Source organism: Lutibacter sp. (assembly GCF_013041805.1).
Taxonomy (GTDB): Bacteria; Bacteroidota; Bacteroidia; order Flavobacteriales; family Flavobacteriaceae; genus Lutibacter.
Genome location: NZ_JABDRI010000061.1, coordinates 1 through 15,731, shown reverse-complemented (window position 1 = coordinate 15,731; position 15,731 = coordinate 1). Strand labels below are relative to the sequence as shown.

20 protein-coding genes are annotated in these 15,731 nt (G+C 30.5%); 9 read left to right on the top strand and 11 right to left on the bottom strand.

Going from position 1 to position 15,731, the window contains the following annotated elements:
* On the top strand, nucleotides 1-643 hold a 643-nt coding region (locus HKP59_RS08015), incomplete at its 5' end, for a RagB/SusD family nutrient uptake outer membrane protein (protein ID WP_291805434.1).
* 108 nt (nucleotides 644-751) lie between these two features.
* Nucleotides 752-1,477, top strand: coding sequence for a hypothetical protein (locus tag HKP59_RS08010; RefSeq protein WP_291805432.1), 726 nt, complete (start codon nucleotides 752-754; stop codon nucleotides 1,475-1,477).
* Nucleotides 1,478-1,611: 134 nt separating this feature from the next.
* On the opposite strand, the gene HKP59_RS08005 is transcribed toward HKP59_RS08010, so the two are convergent.
* The 3 genes from HKP59_RS08005 to tpiA form a co-directional block, all read right to left on the bottom strand.
* Nucleotides 1,612-1,887, bottom strand: a complete 276-nt coding sequence (locus HKP59_RS08005; protein ID WP_291805430.1) for an ATP-dependent Clp protease adaptor ClpS — start codon at nucleotides 1,885-1,887, stop codon at nucleotides 1,612-1,614.
* Between the two features lie 16 nt (nucleotides 1,888-1,903).
* Nucleotides 1,904-2,734: a 50S ribosomal protein L11 methyltransferase gene (prmA, locus tag HKP59_RS08000; protein WP_291805428.1), complete on the bottom strand. Its 831-nt coding sequence runs from the start codon at nucleotides 2,732-2,734 to the stop codon at nucleotides 1,904-1,906.
* A gap of 88 nt (nucleotides 2,735-2,822) precedes the next feature.
* A complete protein-coding gene (gene tpiA / locus HKP59_RS07995; RefSeq protein WP_291805425.1) occupies nucleotides 2,823-3,581 on the bottom strand; it encodes a triose-phosphate isomerase in 759 nt (252 codons plus the stop codon).
* Between the two features lie 205 nt (nucleotides 3,582-3,786).
* Between tpiA and pyrF the strand changes: the two genes are divergently transcribed.
* Nucleotides 3,787-4,608 carry an orotidine-5'-phosphate decarboxylase gene (gene pyrF / locus HKP59_RS07990; protein WP_291805422.1) on the top strand — a complete coding sequence of 274 codons (822 nt, stop codon included), beginning with the start codon at nucleotides 3,787-3,789 and terminating at the stop codon, nucleotides 4,606-4,608.
* A complete protein-coding gene (locus tag HKP59_RS07985; protein WP_291805418.1) occupies nucleotides 4,595-5,401 on the top strand; it encodes an ABC transporter substrate-binding protein in 807 nt (268 codons plus the stop codon). The genes pyrF and HKP59_RS07985 overlap by 14 nt, the downstream gene beginning before the upstream one ends.
* Here the strand turns inward: HKP59_RS07985 and HKP59_RS07980 are convergent.
* On the bottom strand, nucleotides 5,398-6,621 hold the full coding sequence (locus HKP59_RS07980; RefSeq protein ID WP_291805415.1) for an MFS transporter: 1,224 nt from the start codon (nucleotides 6,619-6,621) through the stop codon (nucleotides 5,398-5,400). The genes HKP59_RS07985 and HKP59_RS07980 overlap by 4 nt on opposite strands.
* 248 nt (nucleotides 6,622-6,869) lie before the next feature.
* Between HKP59_RS07980 and HKP59_RS07975 the strand changes: the two genes are divergently transcribed.
* Nucleotides 6,870-7,487 (top strand): DUF1684 domain-containing protein, encoded by a 618-nt coding sequence (locus tag HKP59_RS07975; RefSeq protein WP_291805413.1) that lies wholly within the window; start codon nucleotides 6,870-6,872, stop codon nucleotides 7,485-7,487.
* Nucleotides 7,488-7,575: 88 nt separating this feature from the next.
* Here HKP59_RS07975 and HKP59_RS07970 read toward each other — a convergent pair whose 3' ends face one another.
* The 6 genes from HKP59_RS07970 to HKP59_RS07945 all read right to left on the bottom strand — a co-directional run bounded on the left by HKP59_RS07970 (nucleotide 7,576) and on the right by HKP59_RS07945 (nucleotide 12,380).
* A complete protein-coding gene (locus HKP59_RS07970) occupies nucleotides 7,576-8,583 on the bottom strand; it encodes an outer membrane beta-barrel protein (protein WP_291805410.1) in 1,008 nt (335 codons plus the stop codon).
* 25 nt (nucleotides 8,584-8,608) lie between these two features.
* Nucleotides 8,609-9,808, bottom strand: a complete 1,200-nt coding sequence (locus HKP59_RS07965; protein ID WP_291805408.1) for an ammonium transporter — start codon at nucleotides 9,806-9,808, stop codon at nucleotides 8,609-8,611.
* A 40-nt stretch (nucleotides 9,809-9,848) separates the two neighbouring features.
* Nucleotides 9,849-10,187, bottom strand: coding sequence for a P-II family nitrogen regulator (locus tag HKP59_RS07960; protein WP_291805406.1), 339 nt, complete (start codon nucleotides 10,185-10,187; stop codon nucleotides 9,849-9,851).
* 310 nt (nucleotides 10,188-10,497) lie between these two features.
* The gene (crcB, locus tag HKP59_RS07955) at nucleotides 10,498-10,869 is read right to left on the bottom strand and encodes a fluoride efflux transporter CrcB (RefSeq protein ID WP_291805404.1); all 372 of its coding nucleotides are present in this window, start codon (nucleotides 10,867-10,869) and stop codon (nucleotides 10,498-10,500) included.
* Nucleotide 10,870: 1 nt separating this feature from the next.
* The gene (locus tag HKP59_RS07950) at nucleotides 10,871-11,836 is read right to left on the bottom strand and encodes a MauE/DoxX family redox-associated membrane protein (RefSeq protein WP_291805402.1); all 966 of its coding nucleotides are present in this window, start codon (nucleotides 11,834-11,836) and stop codon (nucleotides 10,871-10,873) included.
* Nucleotide 11,837: 1 nt separating this feature from the next.
* Nucleotides 11,838-12,380 carry a DUF1599 domain-containing protein gene (locus tag HKP59_RS07945; protein ID WP_291805400.1) on the bottom strand — a complete coding sequence of 181 codons (543 nt, stop codon included), beginning with the start codon at nucleotides 12,378-12,380 and terminating at the stop codon, nucleotides 11,838-11,840.
* A 65-nt stretch (nucleotides 12,381-12,445) separates the two neighbouring features.
* Between HKP59_RS07945 and HKP59_RS07940 the strand changes: the two genes are divergently transcribed.
* The 4 genes from HKP59_RS07940 to cdaA are packed head-to-tail and all read left to right on the top strand — an operon-like array spanning nucleotide 12,446 to nucleotide 15,390.
* Nucleotides 12,446-13,027 (top strand): TIGR00730 family Rossman fold protein, encoded by a 582-nt coding sequence (locus tag HKP59_RS07940; protein ID WP_291805398.1) that lies wholly within the window; start codon nucleotides 12,446-12,448, stop codon nucleotides 13,025-13,027.
* Complete coding sequence (gene folP, locus HKP59_RS07935; protein WP_291805396.1) at nucleotides 13,027-13,860, top strand: dihydropteroate synthase; 834 nt, start codon at nucleotides 13,027-13,029, stop codon at nucleotides 13,858-13,860. The genes HKP59_RS07940 and folP overlap by 1 nt, the downstream gene beginning before the upstream one ends.
* Complete coding sequence (locus HKP59_RS07930; RefSeq protein ID WP_291805394.1) at nucleotides 13,857-14,570, top strand: hypothetical protein; 714 nt, start codon at nucleotides 13,857-13,859, stop codon at nucleotides 14,568-14,570. The genes folP and HKP59_RS07930 overlap by 4 nt, the downstream gene beginning before the upstream one ends.
* A gap of 46 nt (nucleotides 14,571-14,616) precedes the next feature.
* Nucleotides 14,617-15,390, top strand: coding sequence for a diadenylate cyclase CdaA (gene cdaA, locus HKP59_RS07925; protein ID WP_291805393.1), 774 nt, complete (start codon nucleotides 14,617-14,619; stop codon nucleotides 15,388-15,390).
* A gap of 7 nt (nucleotides 15,391-15,397) precedes the next feature.
* Here cdaA and HKP59_RS07920 read toward each other — a convergent pair.
* On the bottom strand, nucleotides 15,398-15,731 hold a 334-nt coding region (locus tag HKP59_RS07920; RefSeq protein ID WP_291805391.1), incomplete at its 5' end, for an ATP-binding cassette domain-containing protein.

The following is a 15,731-nucleotide window of genomic DNA, read 5'->3' as shown; positions in this document are numbered from 1 at the left end:
TGATATAACCGTAGCGAATGATTTAGGTTTAGTTTCTTGGCATGGATTTATGGATTATTACAGTTATTCATACCAAGCAGTAGGTAATTACAGAGGAATTGATGATGGCCTTTATGACAGAATACACCCTAATGACATTAGAAAACAACAATTTGGTGCTCCAAGTGGAAGTAGTTTAATACCAGGAGCTGACCCTCTAATGCCTATTGGAAAATTCTACAATTTAAATAAAGTACAATTTGGACAACTTCCAATAACAGATGATTATGTGTATATGAGAGTTACAGAAATGTATTTATTATCAGCTGAAATGAGTGCTGCCGACGGTGATGATATTGGTGCTAGAGCAAGGTTAAAAGAAGTTTTAGCTAAACGATTTGCTAATCCTGCTGATTATGCATATGTAGATGGATTATCTGGAGCGGCTCTTTTAGAAGAAATAGTATTTAATACTAAAATTGAATTTATTGGTGAAGGTAAAAGTTATTTGTTAATGAAGAGAAGAAAATTAAGTAATACCAGAGGTACAAATCACTTAAACAGAGCTGGTGAAACTATTTCTTATGATGATCCAGCAGTAACTTTCTCTATACATCAAAGAGAGATTACAGACAACCCTAATATTACTGAAGGTAATAAATAGTGTGTTTTGTTATATTAAATTATAATACATTAATAAGTAATCAAAATTAATAATTAAAACTACCCTCAATTTCTAAACTGAGGGTAGTTAAAACATAAATAGAGAATCATGAAAAACATAAAATTATACATACTTTTAGTAGTAGCTACTGTTTTTACGTTTTATAGTTGTGAGGAAGACTTGAAACCACTAGACACCAATTTTGTAACATTTGGAGAATCAAGCTACTCTACATTAGTAGATCCAGGAGCTTCAACAACAGTTGATATTACAGTATATGCTGCTAATATTACAGGAAATGACCGAAATATTAACGTAAATGTTGATGGATCTTCAGCTGCTGCTGGTACTTTCACTGTGCCTACAACTGTAACTGTACCGGGAGGTACAAACGAAGGAGTACTTACTGTTCAGTTAAGTGATCCAGGTATTGCTCAAAATGCTTTATCTATTCAATTAGTAGAAGATGAAGGTTTATTTGTTGGTGAACCAACTACTATTGTTTATACACAAAGCTGCAACGAAGTTGCTGTCGAATTAGCTTTTACTTTTGACTACTGGTCATCAGAAACAAGTTGGGATATTTTAGATTCTAACGGAGATACAATACTTGCAGGTGGTGGATATGGTGATGGTATCGGTTCTGCTACTGAAAGCTTTAACTTATGTCAAGGTAGAGATTATACATTAATTGTATATGATGCATACGGTGATGGAATGAACGATGGTCAAAATCCAATAGGTTCATATACACTAAGTGCTGGTGGAACAGTATTAGTTCAAGAGTCTGGTAATTTTGGTGCAAGTCAAAGTACAGCTTTTAGTACAAACTAATAAGTAGAAATGTAAGTCATCAATTGTCAACTATGACAATTTGAAATACTAAATATTAAAAAAAACCACCTCAATCGAGGTGGTTTTTTTATTTGAACAATATAATTAAGTTTACAATTTTGATTTTTGAAAGATTAAATAATTTCTGCAGACAAACCTTTTGTTAACAATCTAATACAACGCGGTTTCAAATCGTTATATTCACCTGTTTTCACAGTACATTTTCCTTTATAGTGAACTAGTAATGCGCATTGCTCCGCTTGCTCGAGCGTGTGATCACATATATCTATTAAAGAATCAATAACGTGATCAAAAGTGTTCACATCATCGTTAAATAAAACAATCTCATTTTGATTTGTTTCTTTTTCCTCTACATCAACCTCTTCTTGTATTTTTCTCTTTGTACTCATATTGCTAAAATAAAAATTATTTTAAATACTTCAAAGCTACCCAGTTATTTCGTTTAATAATTGTATCTAAGGTCAAACCATATTTAGAAACTTCAGTATCAATAATTGGAATATCTTCTTTGTAAAAACCACTAAATAAAATAATGCCTTCGTTCTTTAAACAATTCATATAACTATCCATATCATTCAACAGAATATTTCTATTGATATTAGCAATTATTAAATCATACTTTTTATCAACTAAAAGTGATGCATCTCCTTCAAAAACAGAAATATGCTCACAGTTATTTCGTTCCACATTTTCAATAGAATTTTCATAACACCAAGTATCAATATCAATAGCATCAATTGGCTGTGCTCCTTTCATCTCAGCAAAAATGGCTAAAATTCCAGTACCACATCCCATATCTAATGTTTTTTTATTTGTTAAATCCATGGATAACAAATGTTGAACCATCATATGGGTAGTTTCATGATGTCCAGTACCAAAACTCATTTTTGGTTCAATGACAATATCATATTTTAAGTTTGGATTTTCATGAAAAGGCGCTCTAATACTCACTAAATTATCTACATGAATTTGTTCAAAATTCTTTTCCCACTCACTATTCCAATTGGTTTGCTCAATAACTTCTTGTTTATAATTGATTTCAAACTCATCTGAATTTAAAATTTGAATATTAGATAATATTCCAACATTCCAATCAATTTCTTGAATATATGCCGTAACTCCATCTTCATTTTCAACAAAACTTTCAAAACCTGCTGCACCAAGTTGTGCAATTAAAATTTCAGTAGCTGGCTCTTTTGGTAGGACTTTAAAAGTGTACCCTATGTAATTTATCATATAATTACTTTTATAAAATACAAAAATACGGTTTCCTTTTACAACAAAAGAAAACCGTATTTATTTTTAACTAAATTTTAAAACTAGCTTAGAAAGAATTTACTAATGCAACAAAATCATCGGCATTTAAAGCAGCCCCTCCTATTAAACCACCATCTACATCTTCTTTTGAAAATATCTCTTTTGCGTTGGCAGGTTTTACACTTCCACCATATAAAATTGAAACACTTTCTGCAACATCACTATTATATTTATCAGTCACAATTTTTCGAATAAATGCATGCATTTCTTGTGCTTGTTCAGGCGAAGCCGTCTCCCCAGTTCCAATTGCCCAAACTGGTTCATAAGCTAGCACAATATTTTTCCAAGCTGAAGCCTCTAAATGAAATAATCCGTTTTTAATTTGGCTTTCAACCACTTTAAAATGATTATCTGATTTTCTATCCTCTAATACTTCTCCAAAACAAAAAATAACTTCTAATTTATTCTCCAAAGCAGCATTTACTTTTTCGGCTAAAATAGCATCAGTTTCACCAAAATACTCACGTCTTTCTGAGTGACCTAAAATAACAATTTTTACTCCAACAGATTTTAACATTTCAGCTGAAACTTCACCAGTAAAAGCACCACTTTTAGCTTGGTGCATATTTTGTGCAGCTACTTCAACTTTTGTCTTCTTAGCCTTAGAAGCTACTTTTTGTAAATTTACAAACGTAGGAGCCACAATTACGCGCGTATTTTTTAGAGATTTTTTCTTTAATTTTTTAATAATATTTTTAACCAAAGACTTTGAAGCGTCTATATCATTATTCATTTTCCAGTTACCTGCAACTATTTGTTTTCTCATGGTAGTCTATTTTACTTTTATCGTTCTAATTTATCCAACAAATTTACAATTTATCATTTAAATATGAACGCTATAATTACTTGTTTGCGCAATCGTTTTCGATTTTTAATGACAATTCTAAAAATTATAGCATATATTAATTAATGAACAACTATAACTTAACGTATTAAAATTATTACTTTTGCTTAATTCTTAATTTAAACTAATGAACAAACAAGAACTAATAGAACAAATTCAGCACAAAAAATCGTTTTTATGTATTGGTTTAGATGTAGATTTAAGTAAAATACCAACACATTTATTGGCAGAAGATGACCCCATTTTTGAGTTTAATAAGCAACTCATAGACGCTACACACCATTTAGCTGTTGCCTACAAGCCAAATACTGCTTTTTACGAAGCATATGGTATCAAAGGTTGGCAAGCATTGGAAAAAACCATTACTTATATAAACACTAATTATCCTGAAATTTTTACTATTGCTGATGCTAAGCGAGGAGATATTGGTAATACATCAACAATGTATGCAAAAGCATTTTTTGAAGATTTAAATTTTGATTCGGTTACTGTTGCTCCTTATATGGGAAGTGATTCTGTAGAGCCGTTTTTAGCTTTCAAAAATAAAACTACTATATTATTGGCTTTAACTTCAAATAAAGGTGGACTAGATTTTCAAGGATTAAAAACTGAGCGTGATGAACTATACAAAGAAGTTTTAAAAACAGCACTGACTTGGAAAAATTCAGAAAATTTAATGTTTGTGGTTGGCGCTACTAAAGCAGCATATTTTTCAGAAATTAGAAAAATTGTTCCAAACCATTTTTTATTAGTTCCAGGTGTTGGCGCACAAGGAGGTAATTTAAAAGATGTTTGCAATTATGGATTTACAAAAGATTGCGGCTTATTAATCAATTCGTCGAGAGGTATTATTTACGCTGGAAATGATGAGAATTTTGCAAAATCCGCCCAAAAAGAAGCATTGAAATTACAACAACAAATGGAAGTTATTTTAAATGAGAATAGTTAAAGATCAACTTGGAAGAGAAATATCATTAACAAATTCACCAAAAAGAATTATTTCTTTAGTTCCATCTCAAACTGAATTACTTTGCAGTTTAGCTCTTGAAAATGAGCTTATTGGAATTACAAAATTCTGTATTCATCCCTATCATTTGAAATCTACAAAAACAATAGTTGGAGGAACTAAAAAAGTTGATTTTGAGAAAATTAAAGAGTTAAATCCTGATTTTATTTTATGCAATAAAGAAGAAAATTCTTACGACTTTCTTCCAGAATTAGAAAAAATTGCACCTACCTATTTTTCGGATGTAACTACCATTCAAGATTCGATTGATCTAATACTAAATTTAGGAATCATTTTTAATAGAAGAACAGAAAGTAAAAATTTAGTAGAAAAAATTTCATTTAAATTAACCGATTTTAAACAGTTTATTAAAAATCAACCTCAACGAAAAGTTGCTTATTTTATTTGGGCCAAACCTTGGATGGTTGCAGGAAACAATACCTATATTAATGAGTTGTTGAAACTTAATAAGTTTGAAAATGTGTATGCTAATATGGATCGCTATCCTAAAATTGAAATTGATAAAATTAGATATGACGGTGACCCTGAAGTCATCATTTTATCTTCAGAACCATTTCCTTTTAAAGATGAACATGCTATGCAAATAGCCAACTTTACAAACAGAGCTATTACAGTTTTTGGAGACGGAGAATTCTTTAGCTGGCACGGTTCAAGATTACTTTTAGCTTTTGACTATTTTAAAAAGTTGCATAAAAAATTAGAAAGTCATTTTTAATTTAAATATTTTTTTTCACCTTTTAAACTTTGTCTTAACCATAACATGAGTGCCATAGAAAGTAACCCCAAAGCTCCCATTAAATACCAGTTAAATTCAAAACTAAACCTATCAATCATTTCCATTCCAGTTTTAGCACTAAAAATATGAGCAAATGAAAATGCCATGGAATATAAAGCTAAATAGCGTCCCTCCTTTCCTGAGGGAGCTCTTGACATAGCAAAATTATTTGTAAACGGAAATGCTAGCATTTCCCCTAAAGTTATAAGCAACATACTTATAACCAAAATACCTACCCAATTTGTTACATTCAAAATCAAAAAACTAAGAGCAAGTAATGCTAAACTTCCAGTAATTATTTTGAGTTTGTTAAATAACTTTTTTTCAATATAATGAATCAACGGCATTTCAAATAGAAATATTAAAAATCCATTCATAGCCATTAATAGCCCTATTTCTACCTCAGTTAACTTATGAACACTTTTGTAATAAAGTGGCATTGTTGTAAATAGTTGTAAAAAGACAAAGCCCATTAAAAATACGACCGCCAAAAATATCCAATAGGGTTTATCTTTATATATTGACGTAATTATATGTTCTATTGAATCACTTACTTTTTTTGGATGAAATTCCTTTTGTTTTAATACTACTCTCATTAATAAAATTGCAGAAATACACGTAATCCCATCAATCCAAAACAAACCAGCATAGCTTATACTAGTTATAATTAAACCGCCTAAAAATGGTCCAAAAGAAAAACCTAAGTTTATTGCTAAACGAATTAACGTTAGAGATCTTGTTTGGTTTTCAGGCTTACTATATGCTTTAAGTGAAACAAACATTGCTGGTCTAAAAGTATCTGCAACCAACATTGTTAAAAATATACCTAGCACAAAACCAATAAATGTTGATATATATTGTAATCCAATAAATAGAAAACCTGTAATTAACAAACTCCAAAACATAACCCTGTAATAGCCTATTTTATCTGTCAATTTACCACCCAACCACGAGCCTACAAGAGAACCAACTCCAAAACTTGTCATCACCCAACCAACTTGAGCTAATGTTAAATGTAGTTTTTCGGTAAGATATAGTGATAAAAACGGGAGTACCATTGTCCCTGCCCTATTTATAAATGTAATTAAAGCTAACCACCAAACTTCTTTTGATAGCCCTTTAAATGAATTTCGATACCCATGCACCGCTCTTTTCACCATAACCTAAATTTAAAAAACCCGACTATTAGCCGGGTTTATAATGAATTAATATTATTTATTCTTGAATAATTATAATACATTCATATCCCAGTAGCTTTTACAAACCACTTAAATACAGAAATATATTGGGTATTACTATTCATCAGATTCTCTTATATTCTTTCAAAACTACAAAAATTATTGAATAACTAATACTTCATAAGCAAACTAATTAATTTTAGTATTTTTGATACATAATCCAAATCATCATGAAAAAACTACTTTTTGCTATAACCACTCTATTTATATTTACAAATTGTTCCGAGAAAAAAACTACATACGAGGATAAAATTAGATTGGCTCAATATAAATTAAATACGCAATATGCAGATGAAGAAGATTCTCCACTAACAAAAGAAGATTTAAAAACATTTAAAACCTTAGATTTTTTTGAAATTAATAAAAATTATAGAGTTGAGGCCGATTTTGAACTCACACCAAATACTCCAATTTTTGCAATGGCGACGACTACCGAAAGACTTCCGCTATATAGAAAATATGGAATTGCTCGATTTTCAATGAATGATCAAAAAATAGCATTAAGCGTTTATCAAAGTCAAGATTTGTTTAACTCTACTGAATATGAAAACCAATTATTTTTACCGTTTCATGATGCCACTAATGGCAATTTAAGTTATGGTGGTGGTCGGTACCTAGATTTAGAAATTCCATCTAATGGCAGTAATATAATTATTATAGATTTTAATAAAGCTTATAATCCTTATTGCGCTTATAATAGTAAATGGTCGTGTCCAATAGTTCCTGCAGAAAATACTATACCTATTGAAATTTTAGCTGGAGTTAAAGCCTATGGCAAACATCATTAAAAAAGCTCATCCAGATTATTTTCTGAATGAGCTAAAACTTAATGTCAATCAATACTTAGTTTTACGTTTTTTCCCTAAACTCTATTCCTTAAAAATAGTAAATAGCAGCTATCAAGAAAGATGACAATTTATCAGTTAGAACACCATCAGAATCAACATATGGAGTAGCATCTCCCCAAGTATCTAATCTTAATTCAGGCTTTATTGTTAAGTTTTCTACTGTATAACTTCCCGTAATTGTAGCTGCAAAAACACTTGATTCATCGACAATATCAGACTTTGTAGAGAAATATTCTCCTCTAAAACCTAAGGTAAAATCATCAGAAAGACCTATTTGAGGATACAAAGCAGCCCCAGAGAAACCTTCACCATCATTATCAGCTATAGCTGCATTAATTCCTAAGAAGAATGAATCAGAAATATCAAAACCTCCTGTATAATCTGCCTCGAAACCTAATGCCTCACCATTATCATAATAGAAATTTAAAAATTGTCCGGCATACCCTAATTGAGCACCTAAAGAATAAGCACCTGTTAAATTACTATTAACATCAGTAACATTCATAACCGCTAACATTAAACTCAAATCTTCCGACAAAGAAAAATCAGCTTTTAAACCAACATGAGAAAAAGGACCACTTGAGAATAAATAAGAAGTACTATAGTTAAAATTACCAACTGGAGAAATAACTTCATACCCTAAATATGTATTAAACCTACCAAACGTTAATTTAGTATTCTCTGATACATTTATATAAGCATACAACTGATTAATATTAAAACCACCAATAGCATCATCTCCTCTCGGACCAAAAACTACATCTGCAACTATCCCTGTTTTCTCTCCCTCATAAGCAGCAACAATGTTTGCCATACCTAATGCAAAACCTAATCCATTAGCAAATGATGTTCCAAATGATTGTTCTATATCATCCGAAGCACTTAAATTTGCTTGATAGTAGGCATCAACAGATCCACTTAAACTTAATTTTTTTTCATTAGCATTTTCCTCTTGTGAATAACTCGATAAACTTGCGAATAACATCACAGAAAAAAATAACACTCTAATATTAACTCTATTCAAAATTGTTTTCATTTTTTTAGTTTTTACTTATTTACTTTTATTTATTGTAGACGTTAATATCATGTTCGTGTATATCTAAGCCGTCTTCTTCTTCTACTTTAGAAACTCTTAATCCTATTGTTTTCTTCAATGTAAAAAGTACTATAAATGAAGTCCCGATGGCCCAAGCTGCAATTGAAATTACACCAACTGCTTGCACTCCTAATTGGTGAAACCCTCCACCATATAGTAAACCTCCGTCAGTTGCAAATACACCAACAAGTAAAGTTCCTAAAGCTCCTACCACACCATGTACTGAAATAGCTCCAACCGGATCATCAATTTTTAATTTTTTATCTATAAAATCAATTGAGAATACAACTACAACACCTGCAATAATTCCAATAATAAATGCTCCAAGCGGACTCACAGCGGCACAACCCGCAGTAATTGCCACCAATCCGGCTAACGCACCATTCAATGTCATTGAAATATCAGGTTTTCCATAGCTTATCCACGTAACAAACATGGCTGTTATTGCTGCTGCTGCAGCAGAAAGATTTGTCGTAATTATAATACCTGAAACATTATTAGCACTATCACCCGAAATAGCTAATTCTGAACCTGCATTAAATCCAAACCATCCAAGCCATAAAATAAATATACCAAATGCACCTAGTAATAAATTATGCCCTGGGATAGCATTTGATTTTCCATTTGTGTATTTCCCTATCCTTGGACCAATCAATATTGCTCCAATTAAAGCTGCCCATCCCCCAACAGAGTGTACTACTGTAGATCCAGCAAAATCAATAAACCCTAACTTTGTTAACCATCCATCTCCTTGCCATACCCAATGACCAGAGATTGGATAAATAACAACAGTCATTATAAAAGAAAAGATAAGGTATGTAGAAAATTTAGTTCTTCCTGCAACAGCACCCGAGACAATAGTTGCTGCAGTAGCAGCAAAAACGGTTTGAAAGAATAAATTATGCATATCTTCCTTGTTATCAAAGAATAATGTAGGTTTACCAATAAAAGTTCCTATTGATTCTCCATACATAATTGTATAACCTATAGCCCAAAAACCAAGACTTCCAATGCATAGGTCCATGATATTTTTCATTATTATATTTCCAGTATTTTTAGATCTTGTAAATCCCGTTTCAACAAGTGTAAATCCAGCTTGCATAAAAAATACTAAAATTCCGCAGATCACAATCCACATTAAATCCAATACAGCGTTCGCATCCATAATATATTTTTTTAATTTGTTTAGTTTTTAAAGTTTGATTTTATTTAAGGGCATCGCTCCCTTTTTCACCTGTTCTAATTCGATAAGATTCTATAACATCTGAGACAAAGATTTTTCCATCTCCTATAGTTCCCGTATAAGCAGACTTTATAAGCGCATCAATAGTTATATCTAAAAATGGATCTGAAACTACAATTGATAAAAATCTTCGCTGGATATCTGATGTACTATAACTAACACCCCTATAAACATGACCTTGCTTCTCATGACCAACTCCAGTTACATCCCAGTAACTAAAAAAATTGACTTCAATTTGATGTAAAGCTTCTTTTACTTCATCAAATTTTGATTTTCGAATAATTGCTTCGATTTTCTTCATAATAAAAATGATTTTTTTAATTGATTTCGAGTCAAAAGTAAAAATATATTTATATACCCCCTAATTTTTTAGGGGTCATTGTTTAATTTTTACATTTATTATTGATTACACCCTATTTTTTTAAAGGGTCATCAATATTTATTTAATATTTTTATGAATTACCCCATGGTTTTATGAGGCTTAAATTTAAAAATGAAGAAAAATTGATTATTACCCCCTAAAAAAATAGGGGATACTCATAATCTTATGTCTTTTTGATAATAAAAAATAAAGAAGTTAGGAACTTAACAAAGCATTAAGCCAATTCTAACTAAATAAATTTTGAAATATAAAGTCCTAAAAAAACAGCTGAAAAGCCTAGAAATAAAGATAATAGTGTATATGGCAAAAAACTAAAGTAATCGCCATTTTTAATTAGCAAATGATTTTCATAGGCAAATGTTGAAAAAGTAGTGAACCCCCCACAAAAACCTGTAGCTAATAATAAAGATTGATTTTGAGACATATTTCCAGTTTTACCTAAATAGCCCAAAATTATACCAATTAACAAACTACCTAGCACATTTGATAACATGGTACCGAAAGGAATCGTATTCTCAATATTGTTAAACCATTTCCCTAGAAAAAACCTAGCAACACTTCCAAAACCACCTCCAACAAATACCAATAAAGCTTGTTTCATATTATTTTAATTTTACCGAATCAGCATCAATCCAACTCCACTTTCCAGTAACTATACCTTTATCAAGTGTTACAATTCCAGGATTTGCTCTTATAATTGTTTTTAATGTAGTTCCATCACAAAACAACATCTCGATATTTAAATTAAAATCATTTTTTATCGCTTCATACTCTTCAATCATTGAAGAAGATACTAGATAAACAGTATACCCTTTGTCAATTGCAGCATCTGTAATCATTTTAATATTAGAAAACCCTTGCAAATCGCTTTTACTTAAATTATAGGCTATAACTAATAAAACATGCTGTTTCGCTAAAATTTCTTCAGTTAAATCATTTCCATCTACAGATTCTAAAAGAAAATCGTGTATGGGCGGATCTTCATCGCCTATATATTCCATTCCTTCTGGTATGCTTTTACCAATTGCATAGGGTCTAAAATCTATAATTGGAAGATGAACTAAAACATAATAAGTTATAAATAGAAAAACAAAAAAGGATAAAAAAGAGGTCCATTTCACAGTATTTAAACTAAATAATGGTTTAATAAATTCATGTTTTAAAACTAGCAATAGTATAAAAACTATAAGCACAATATTTTTATAAAAGGTTCCCCAAGAACTTAACTTTAGCGCATCACCAAAACATCCACAATCTGTAACTTTATCAAAATATGCTGAATACCAAGTAAGGAAAAGAAATACACTAATTATTCCTAACAAACTCCAAACAGTTACTTTTGGCAAATATCCTAAGAGTAGCATAACACCAAGCATAATTTCAATAAGGATTAGTATAATTGAAAATGGTAGGGCATACGGAATCAAAAATTCCATATTTAATACGTCATACCCAAAATACTCTTCAAATTTATATGCAGATCCTAATGGGTCTACAAGCTTAACAAATCCTGAAAAAATAAACGTAGCAGCAACAAAAACTCTTGAAATATGAATTAATAGTTTCATTTTATTTGGTTTCATTAATATGAATTAAAGCAAAAACAGCATAATTTACCATATCTTGATAATTAGCATCAATACCCTCGGAAACTATGGTCTTTCCCATATTATCTTCTATCTGTTTTACTCTTAATAATTTTTGTAAAATTAAATCGGTTAAAGAACTCACTCGCATATCTCGCCATGCTTCACCGTAATCATGGTTTTTGTCTTCCATTAATTGTTTGGTGACTGCCACATGTTTATCATATAACTTTATCGCTTGCTCATTTTTCAAATCAGGTTGCTCCACAACTCCTTTTTCCAACTGTATTAACGCCATAATAGAATAGTTAATAATTCCTATAAATTCTGAAACCTCACCTTCATCAACTTTTCTTGTTGTGTTTTGCTGCAACTGACGAATACGCTGGGCTTTTATAAAAATTTGATCTGTTAATGATGGTAAACGTAAAATCCTCCAAGCACTTCCATAATCTTTTAACTTATTTATAAATAATGAACGGCATTTATCTATTACGTCGTTATATTGTTTTGAAGTTTGTTGCATGTAACTTTAATTATTTCCGTAAATTTCGAACAAATTTAACGAATTAAAAAATCAATTATCTATTTATGAAGAAAGTTGCTGTATTTTGCGGTTCTAGTTTGGGTTTTAATGAAGTTTATAAAAATGATGCCATTAAATTAGCCAATCATTTTACAAAAAATAATATTGGACTGGTTTATGGAGGAGGAAAAATTGGCATGATGGGAATTTTAGCTGATACCATGCTTGAACAAGAAGGAGAAGTTATTGGGGTAATTCCAGGTTTATTGCGACATGAAGAAGTTGCACATACTAAAATTACTGAGATGATTGTAACTAAAACAATGAGTAAACGTAAAGTAAAAATAAGCAAAATAGTTGATGGCTATATAGCATTGCCTGGCGGATTTGGAACTTTAGACGAGATTTTTGAAGCGCTAACTTTAGGGCAACTTGGAATTGAACAAAAACCTGTAGGCCTATTAAATACCAACGGATTTTTTGACAATTTAATAGCACAATTAGATGTCATGGTGACTGAAGGTTATTTAAAACAATCAAATAAAGATATGCTAATCATTAGCAATTCAGTTGAAACATTATGTGATTTAATGTCGAATTACAAAGCTCCTATAATGACAAAAGTAATTAATAAAGTTGTTAGATAATGAGCAGTATAAATTGTAATGGAACATTGGTAGATTTAAAATCTCCAAAAGTGATGGGGATTTTAAACATTACACCCGATTCTTTTTTTGATGGAGGAAAATATAATAATGCATCAGCCATTGTAAACCACATTGAAAAGATGTTAAGTGAAGGCGCTACATTTGTAGATATTGGTGCCTATTCGTCAAGACCTGGAGCTAAACACATCTCGGAGGAAGAAGAATTATTACGAATTTTACCTGTGCTACAACTTGTTATTCAAGAATTTCCGAAACTAAAAGTTTCAGTTGATACATTTAGAAGTAAAGTTGCCGAGCAATGCATTCACTTAGGCGCTTGTATGATTAATGATATTTCAGCAGGAAACATGGATGAAAATATGTTTTCAACTGTTGCTAAATTGCAAGTGCCATATATTATGATGCACATGCAAGGCACACCTCAAACCATGCAAAATCAACCAACTTACACTAATATTACTCAAGAATTAATCTATTATTTTTCAAAAAAGATTCATGAATTACGCACTTTAGGAGTAAACGATATTATTACAGATGTAGGCTTTGGTTTTGGAAAAACATTAGAACAAAATTATGAGCTACTCAAACATTTAGATTTATTTAAAAGCCTTGAAGTTCCAACATTAGTTGGTTTATCAAGAAAATCAATGTTATTTAAACCTTTAGAAATTGATCAAAATAAAGCTTTAAATGCAACAACTTCAGCAAATACCATTGCACTTTTAAACGGTGCTAATGTGCTAAGAGTTCATGATGTAAAAGAAGCTATTGAAGCCATAAAAATTGTTAAATTATTAAACAATAATTCATGAAAAAAATAGTATCACTTATCCTAGCTGTTCTTTTAATTACAAGTTGTTCAAAACAACAGATAAAAATACCTATGGTAGCTGAACCAGGAATTCAAGAAATTCAAAATCATTCTCAAGTTTGGATGTTTTTAGATATTAAAAATAATGACACCATAGCTGATGTTAATAGAAAAAACACGATTAGTACTACACATTGGATTTATAATATTGATAAACATTTAAGGTTAAATGCAATTATTCCTTCTGTTGTAAAACTGCAGTACAAGCACAAAAACTCATTTCATTCCGAAGAAGGTATGCATGATTATTATAGCTATTCTGATACAACTTCAAAAAAGCTTTCATTTTTAGAATTTGATGCCGTTATTTATAAAACTGACAGTACTTTATCTAAATCATATATAAAAGAAAACAGTGAAACCTATAAAAAATACAATAATATAAACGTAACATTCAATCCAAATAATACTTGGATTAATGATGCTAAAATGGAAAATGGAGAGTTTAAAACCACATTGCTTGAGTTTATTGATTTTTCTTCTGAAGGGAATCAAACCATGCTGCATTTAAACTTTAATGACCAACTATCATATCAAGATTACTTATTTTACAAAACAATGCTTCATAATTTCAATAACCCGGCTATTTTAATTAATCCAATTGAATTTATTTTTGATCAAGATAAAGTTCCTGATTGTGGTTGCGAATAACTATTTAAAATGCAATCTTTTTCCTATTTTTACAAAAACTACTTAAATGCTCGATTTTTTAGACTTTTCCTTTCTTGACATTTTAGACATTGTATTGGTAGCAGTTTTATTGTATTATGTGTATAAATTATTAAAGGGAACCGTTGCTATTAATATTTTTATTGGAATTGCTCTAATTGTGCTTATTTGGAAAATTACTGAAGCCTTACAAATGGAAATGCTTAGTGGTTTGCTAGGTACGTTAATTAGTTTAGGAGCTATTGCTATTCTTATTGTTTTTCAGCCTGAAGTAAGAAAATTCTTGTTAATGTTAGGCTCTACTAATTTCACAAACAAACGTAATTTTTTAAAACAACTTAGTTTTTTAAAAACTGAAATACATACAAGCGTTGATGTAGAATCTATAATAGTAGCATGTGAATCTATGGCTTTTAAAAAAACAGGTGTGCTAATTGTACTAGAACGAACTCACAACTTAGATTTTATTAAATCAACTGGTGATAAAATGAATGCAGAAGTGAATCAACCGATTTTAAAAAGTATATTTTACAAAAATAGTCCGTTACATGATGGCGCTGTCATTATTAAAGATAACTTTATTATTGCATCAAGAATTATATTACCATTATCTAAAAAAAATCTTCCAGCTAGATTTGGATTAAGACACAGAGCCGCCATTGGAATTACCGAAAAAACCGATGCTCTGTGCATTGTTGTTTCTGAAGAAACAGGAGAAATATCTTATATTAAAGATGGTGAATTTGTGCTATTTAAAACGAACAATGAGTTAATTGAAACTATTCGTTACGATTTAAATTAAAACTCAATTACATAATTTCATTCGCAAATTGCATATCGTATAAGTTTCTGTAGCTCCCATTTTTCTCCAACAATTCAAGATGTGAACCTTGCTCTACAATTTCACCTTTTTCCATGACAATAATTCTATCAGCCTTTTTAACTGTTGTTAGTCTGTGTGCAATAATTATGGATGTTTGATGCTTTGTAATTTTATCTGTGGCTTTTTGAATTAATTTCTCAGAATAAGAATCTATTGAAGATGTTGCTTCATCTAAAATTAGAACGCTTGGTTTACTCACATAAGCACGCAAAAAGGCAATTAACTGTCGCTGTCCTGAAGATAACATGGCTCCTCTTTCC

Excerpts from the sequence above, each read along its gene's own strand:
- HKP59_RS07940 (WP_291805398.1), top strand. The coding sequence starts at position 12,446 with ATGAAGAAAGTTGCTGTATTTTGCGGTTCTAGTTTGGGTTTTAATGAA.
- prmA (WP_291805428.1), bottom strand. The coding sequence starts at position 2,734 with ATGATAAATTACATAGGGTACACTTTTAAAGTCCTACCAAAAGAGCCA.
- HKP59_RS07960 (WP_291805406.1), bottom strand. The coding sequence starts at position 10,187 with ATGAAGAAAATCGAAGCAATTATTCGAAAATCAAAATTTGATGAAGTA.
- tpiA (WP_291805425.1), bottom strand. The coding sequence starts at position 3,581 with ATGAGAAAACAAATAGTTGCAGGTAACTGGAAAATGAATAATGATATA.
- HKP59_RS07970 (WP_291805410.1), bottom strand. The coding sequence starts at position 8,583 with ATGAAAACAATTTTGAATAGAGTTAATATTAGAGTGTTATTTTTTTCT.
- HKP59_RS08010 (WP_291805432.1), top strand. The coding sequence starts at position 752 with ATGAAAAACATAAAATTATACATACTTTTAGTAGTAGCTACTGTTTTT.
- pyrF (WP_291805422.1), top strand. The coding sequence starts at position 3,787 with ATGAACAAACAAGAACTAATAGAACAAATTCAGCACAAAAAATCGTTT.
- HKP59_RS07975 (WP_291805413.1), top strand. The coding sequence starts at position 6,870 with ATGAAAAAACTACTTTTTGCTATAACCACTCTATTTATATTTACAAAT.
- HKP59_RS07930 (WP_291805394.1), top strand. The coding sequence starts at position 13,857 with ATGAAAAAAATAGTATCACTTATCCTAGCTGTTCTTTTAATTACAAGT.
- folP (WP_291805396.1), top strand. The coding sequence starts at position 13,027 with ATGAGCAGTATAAATTGTAATGGAACATTGGTAGATTTAAAATCTCCA.
- HKP59_RS07945 (WP_291805400.1), bottom strand. The coding sequence starts at position 12,380 with ATGCAACAAACTTCAAAACAATATAACGACGTAATAGATAAATGCCGT.
- HKP59_RS07950 (WP_291805402.1), bottom strand. The coding sequence starts at position 11,836 with ATGAAACTATTAATTCATATTTCAAGAGTTTTTGTTGCTGCTACGTTT.
- HKP59_RS07985 (WP_291805418.1), top strand. The coding sequence starts at position 4,595 with ATGAGAATAGTTAAAGATCAACTTGGAAGAGAAATATCATTAACAAAT.
- crcB (WP_291805404.1), bottom strand. The coding sequence starts at position 10,869 with ATGAAACAAGCTTTATTGGTATTTGTTGGAGGTGGTTTTGGAAGTGTT.
- HKP59_RS08005 (WP_291805430.1), bottom strand. The coding sequence starts at position 1,887 with ATGAGTACAAAGAGAAAAATACAAGAAGAGGTTGATGTAGAGGAAAAA.
- HKP59_RS07965 (WP_291805408.1), bottom strand. The coding sequence starts at position 9,808 with ATGGATGCGAACGCTGTATTGGATTTAATGTGGATTGTGATCTGCGGA.
- cdaA (WP_291805393.1), top strand. The coding sequence starts at position 14,617 with ATGCTCGATTTTTTAGACTTTTCCTTTCTTGACATTTTAGACATTGTA.
- HKP59_RS07980 (WP_291805415.1), bottom strand. The coding sequence starts at position 6,621 with ATGGTGAAAAGAGCGGTGCATGGGTATCGAAATTCATTTAAAGGGCTA.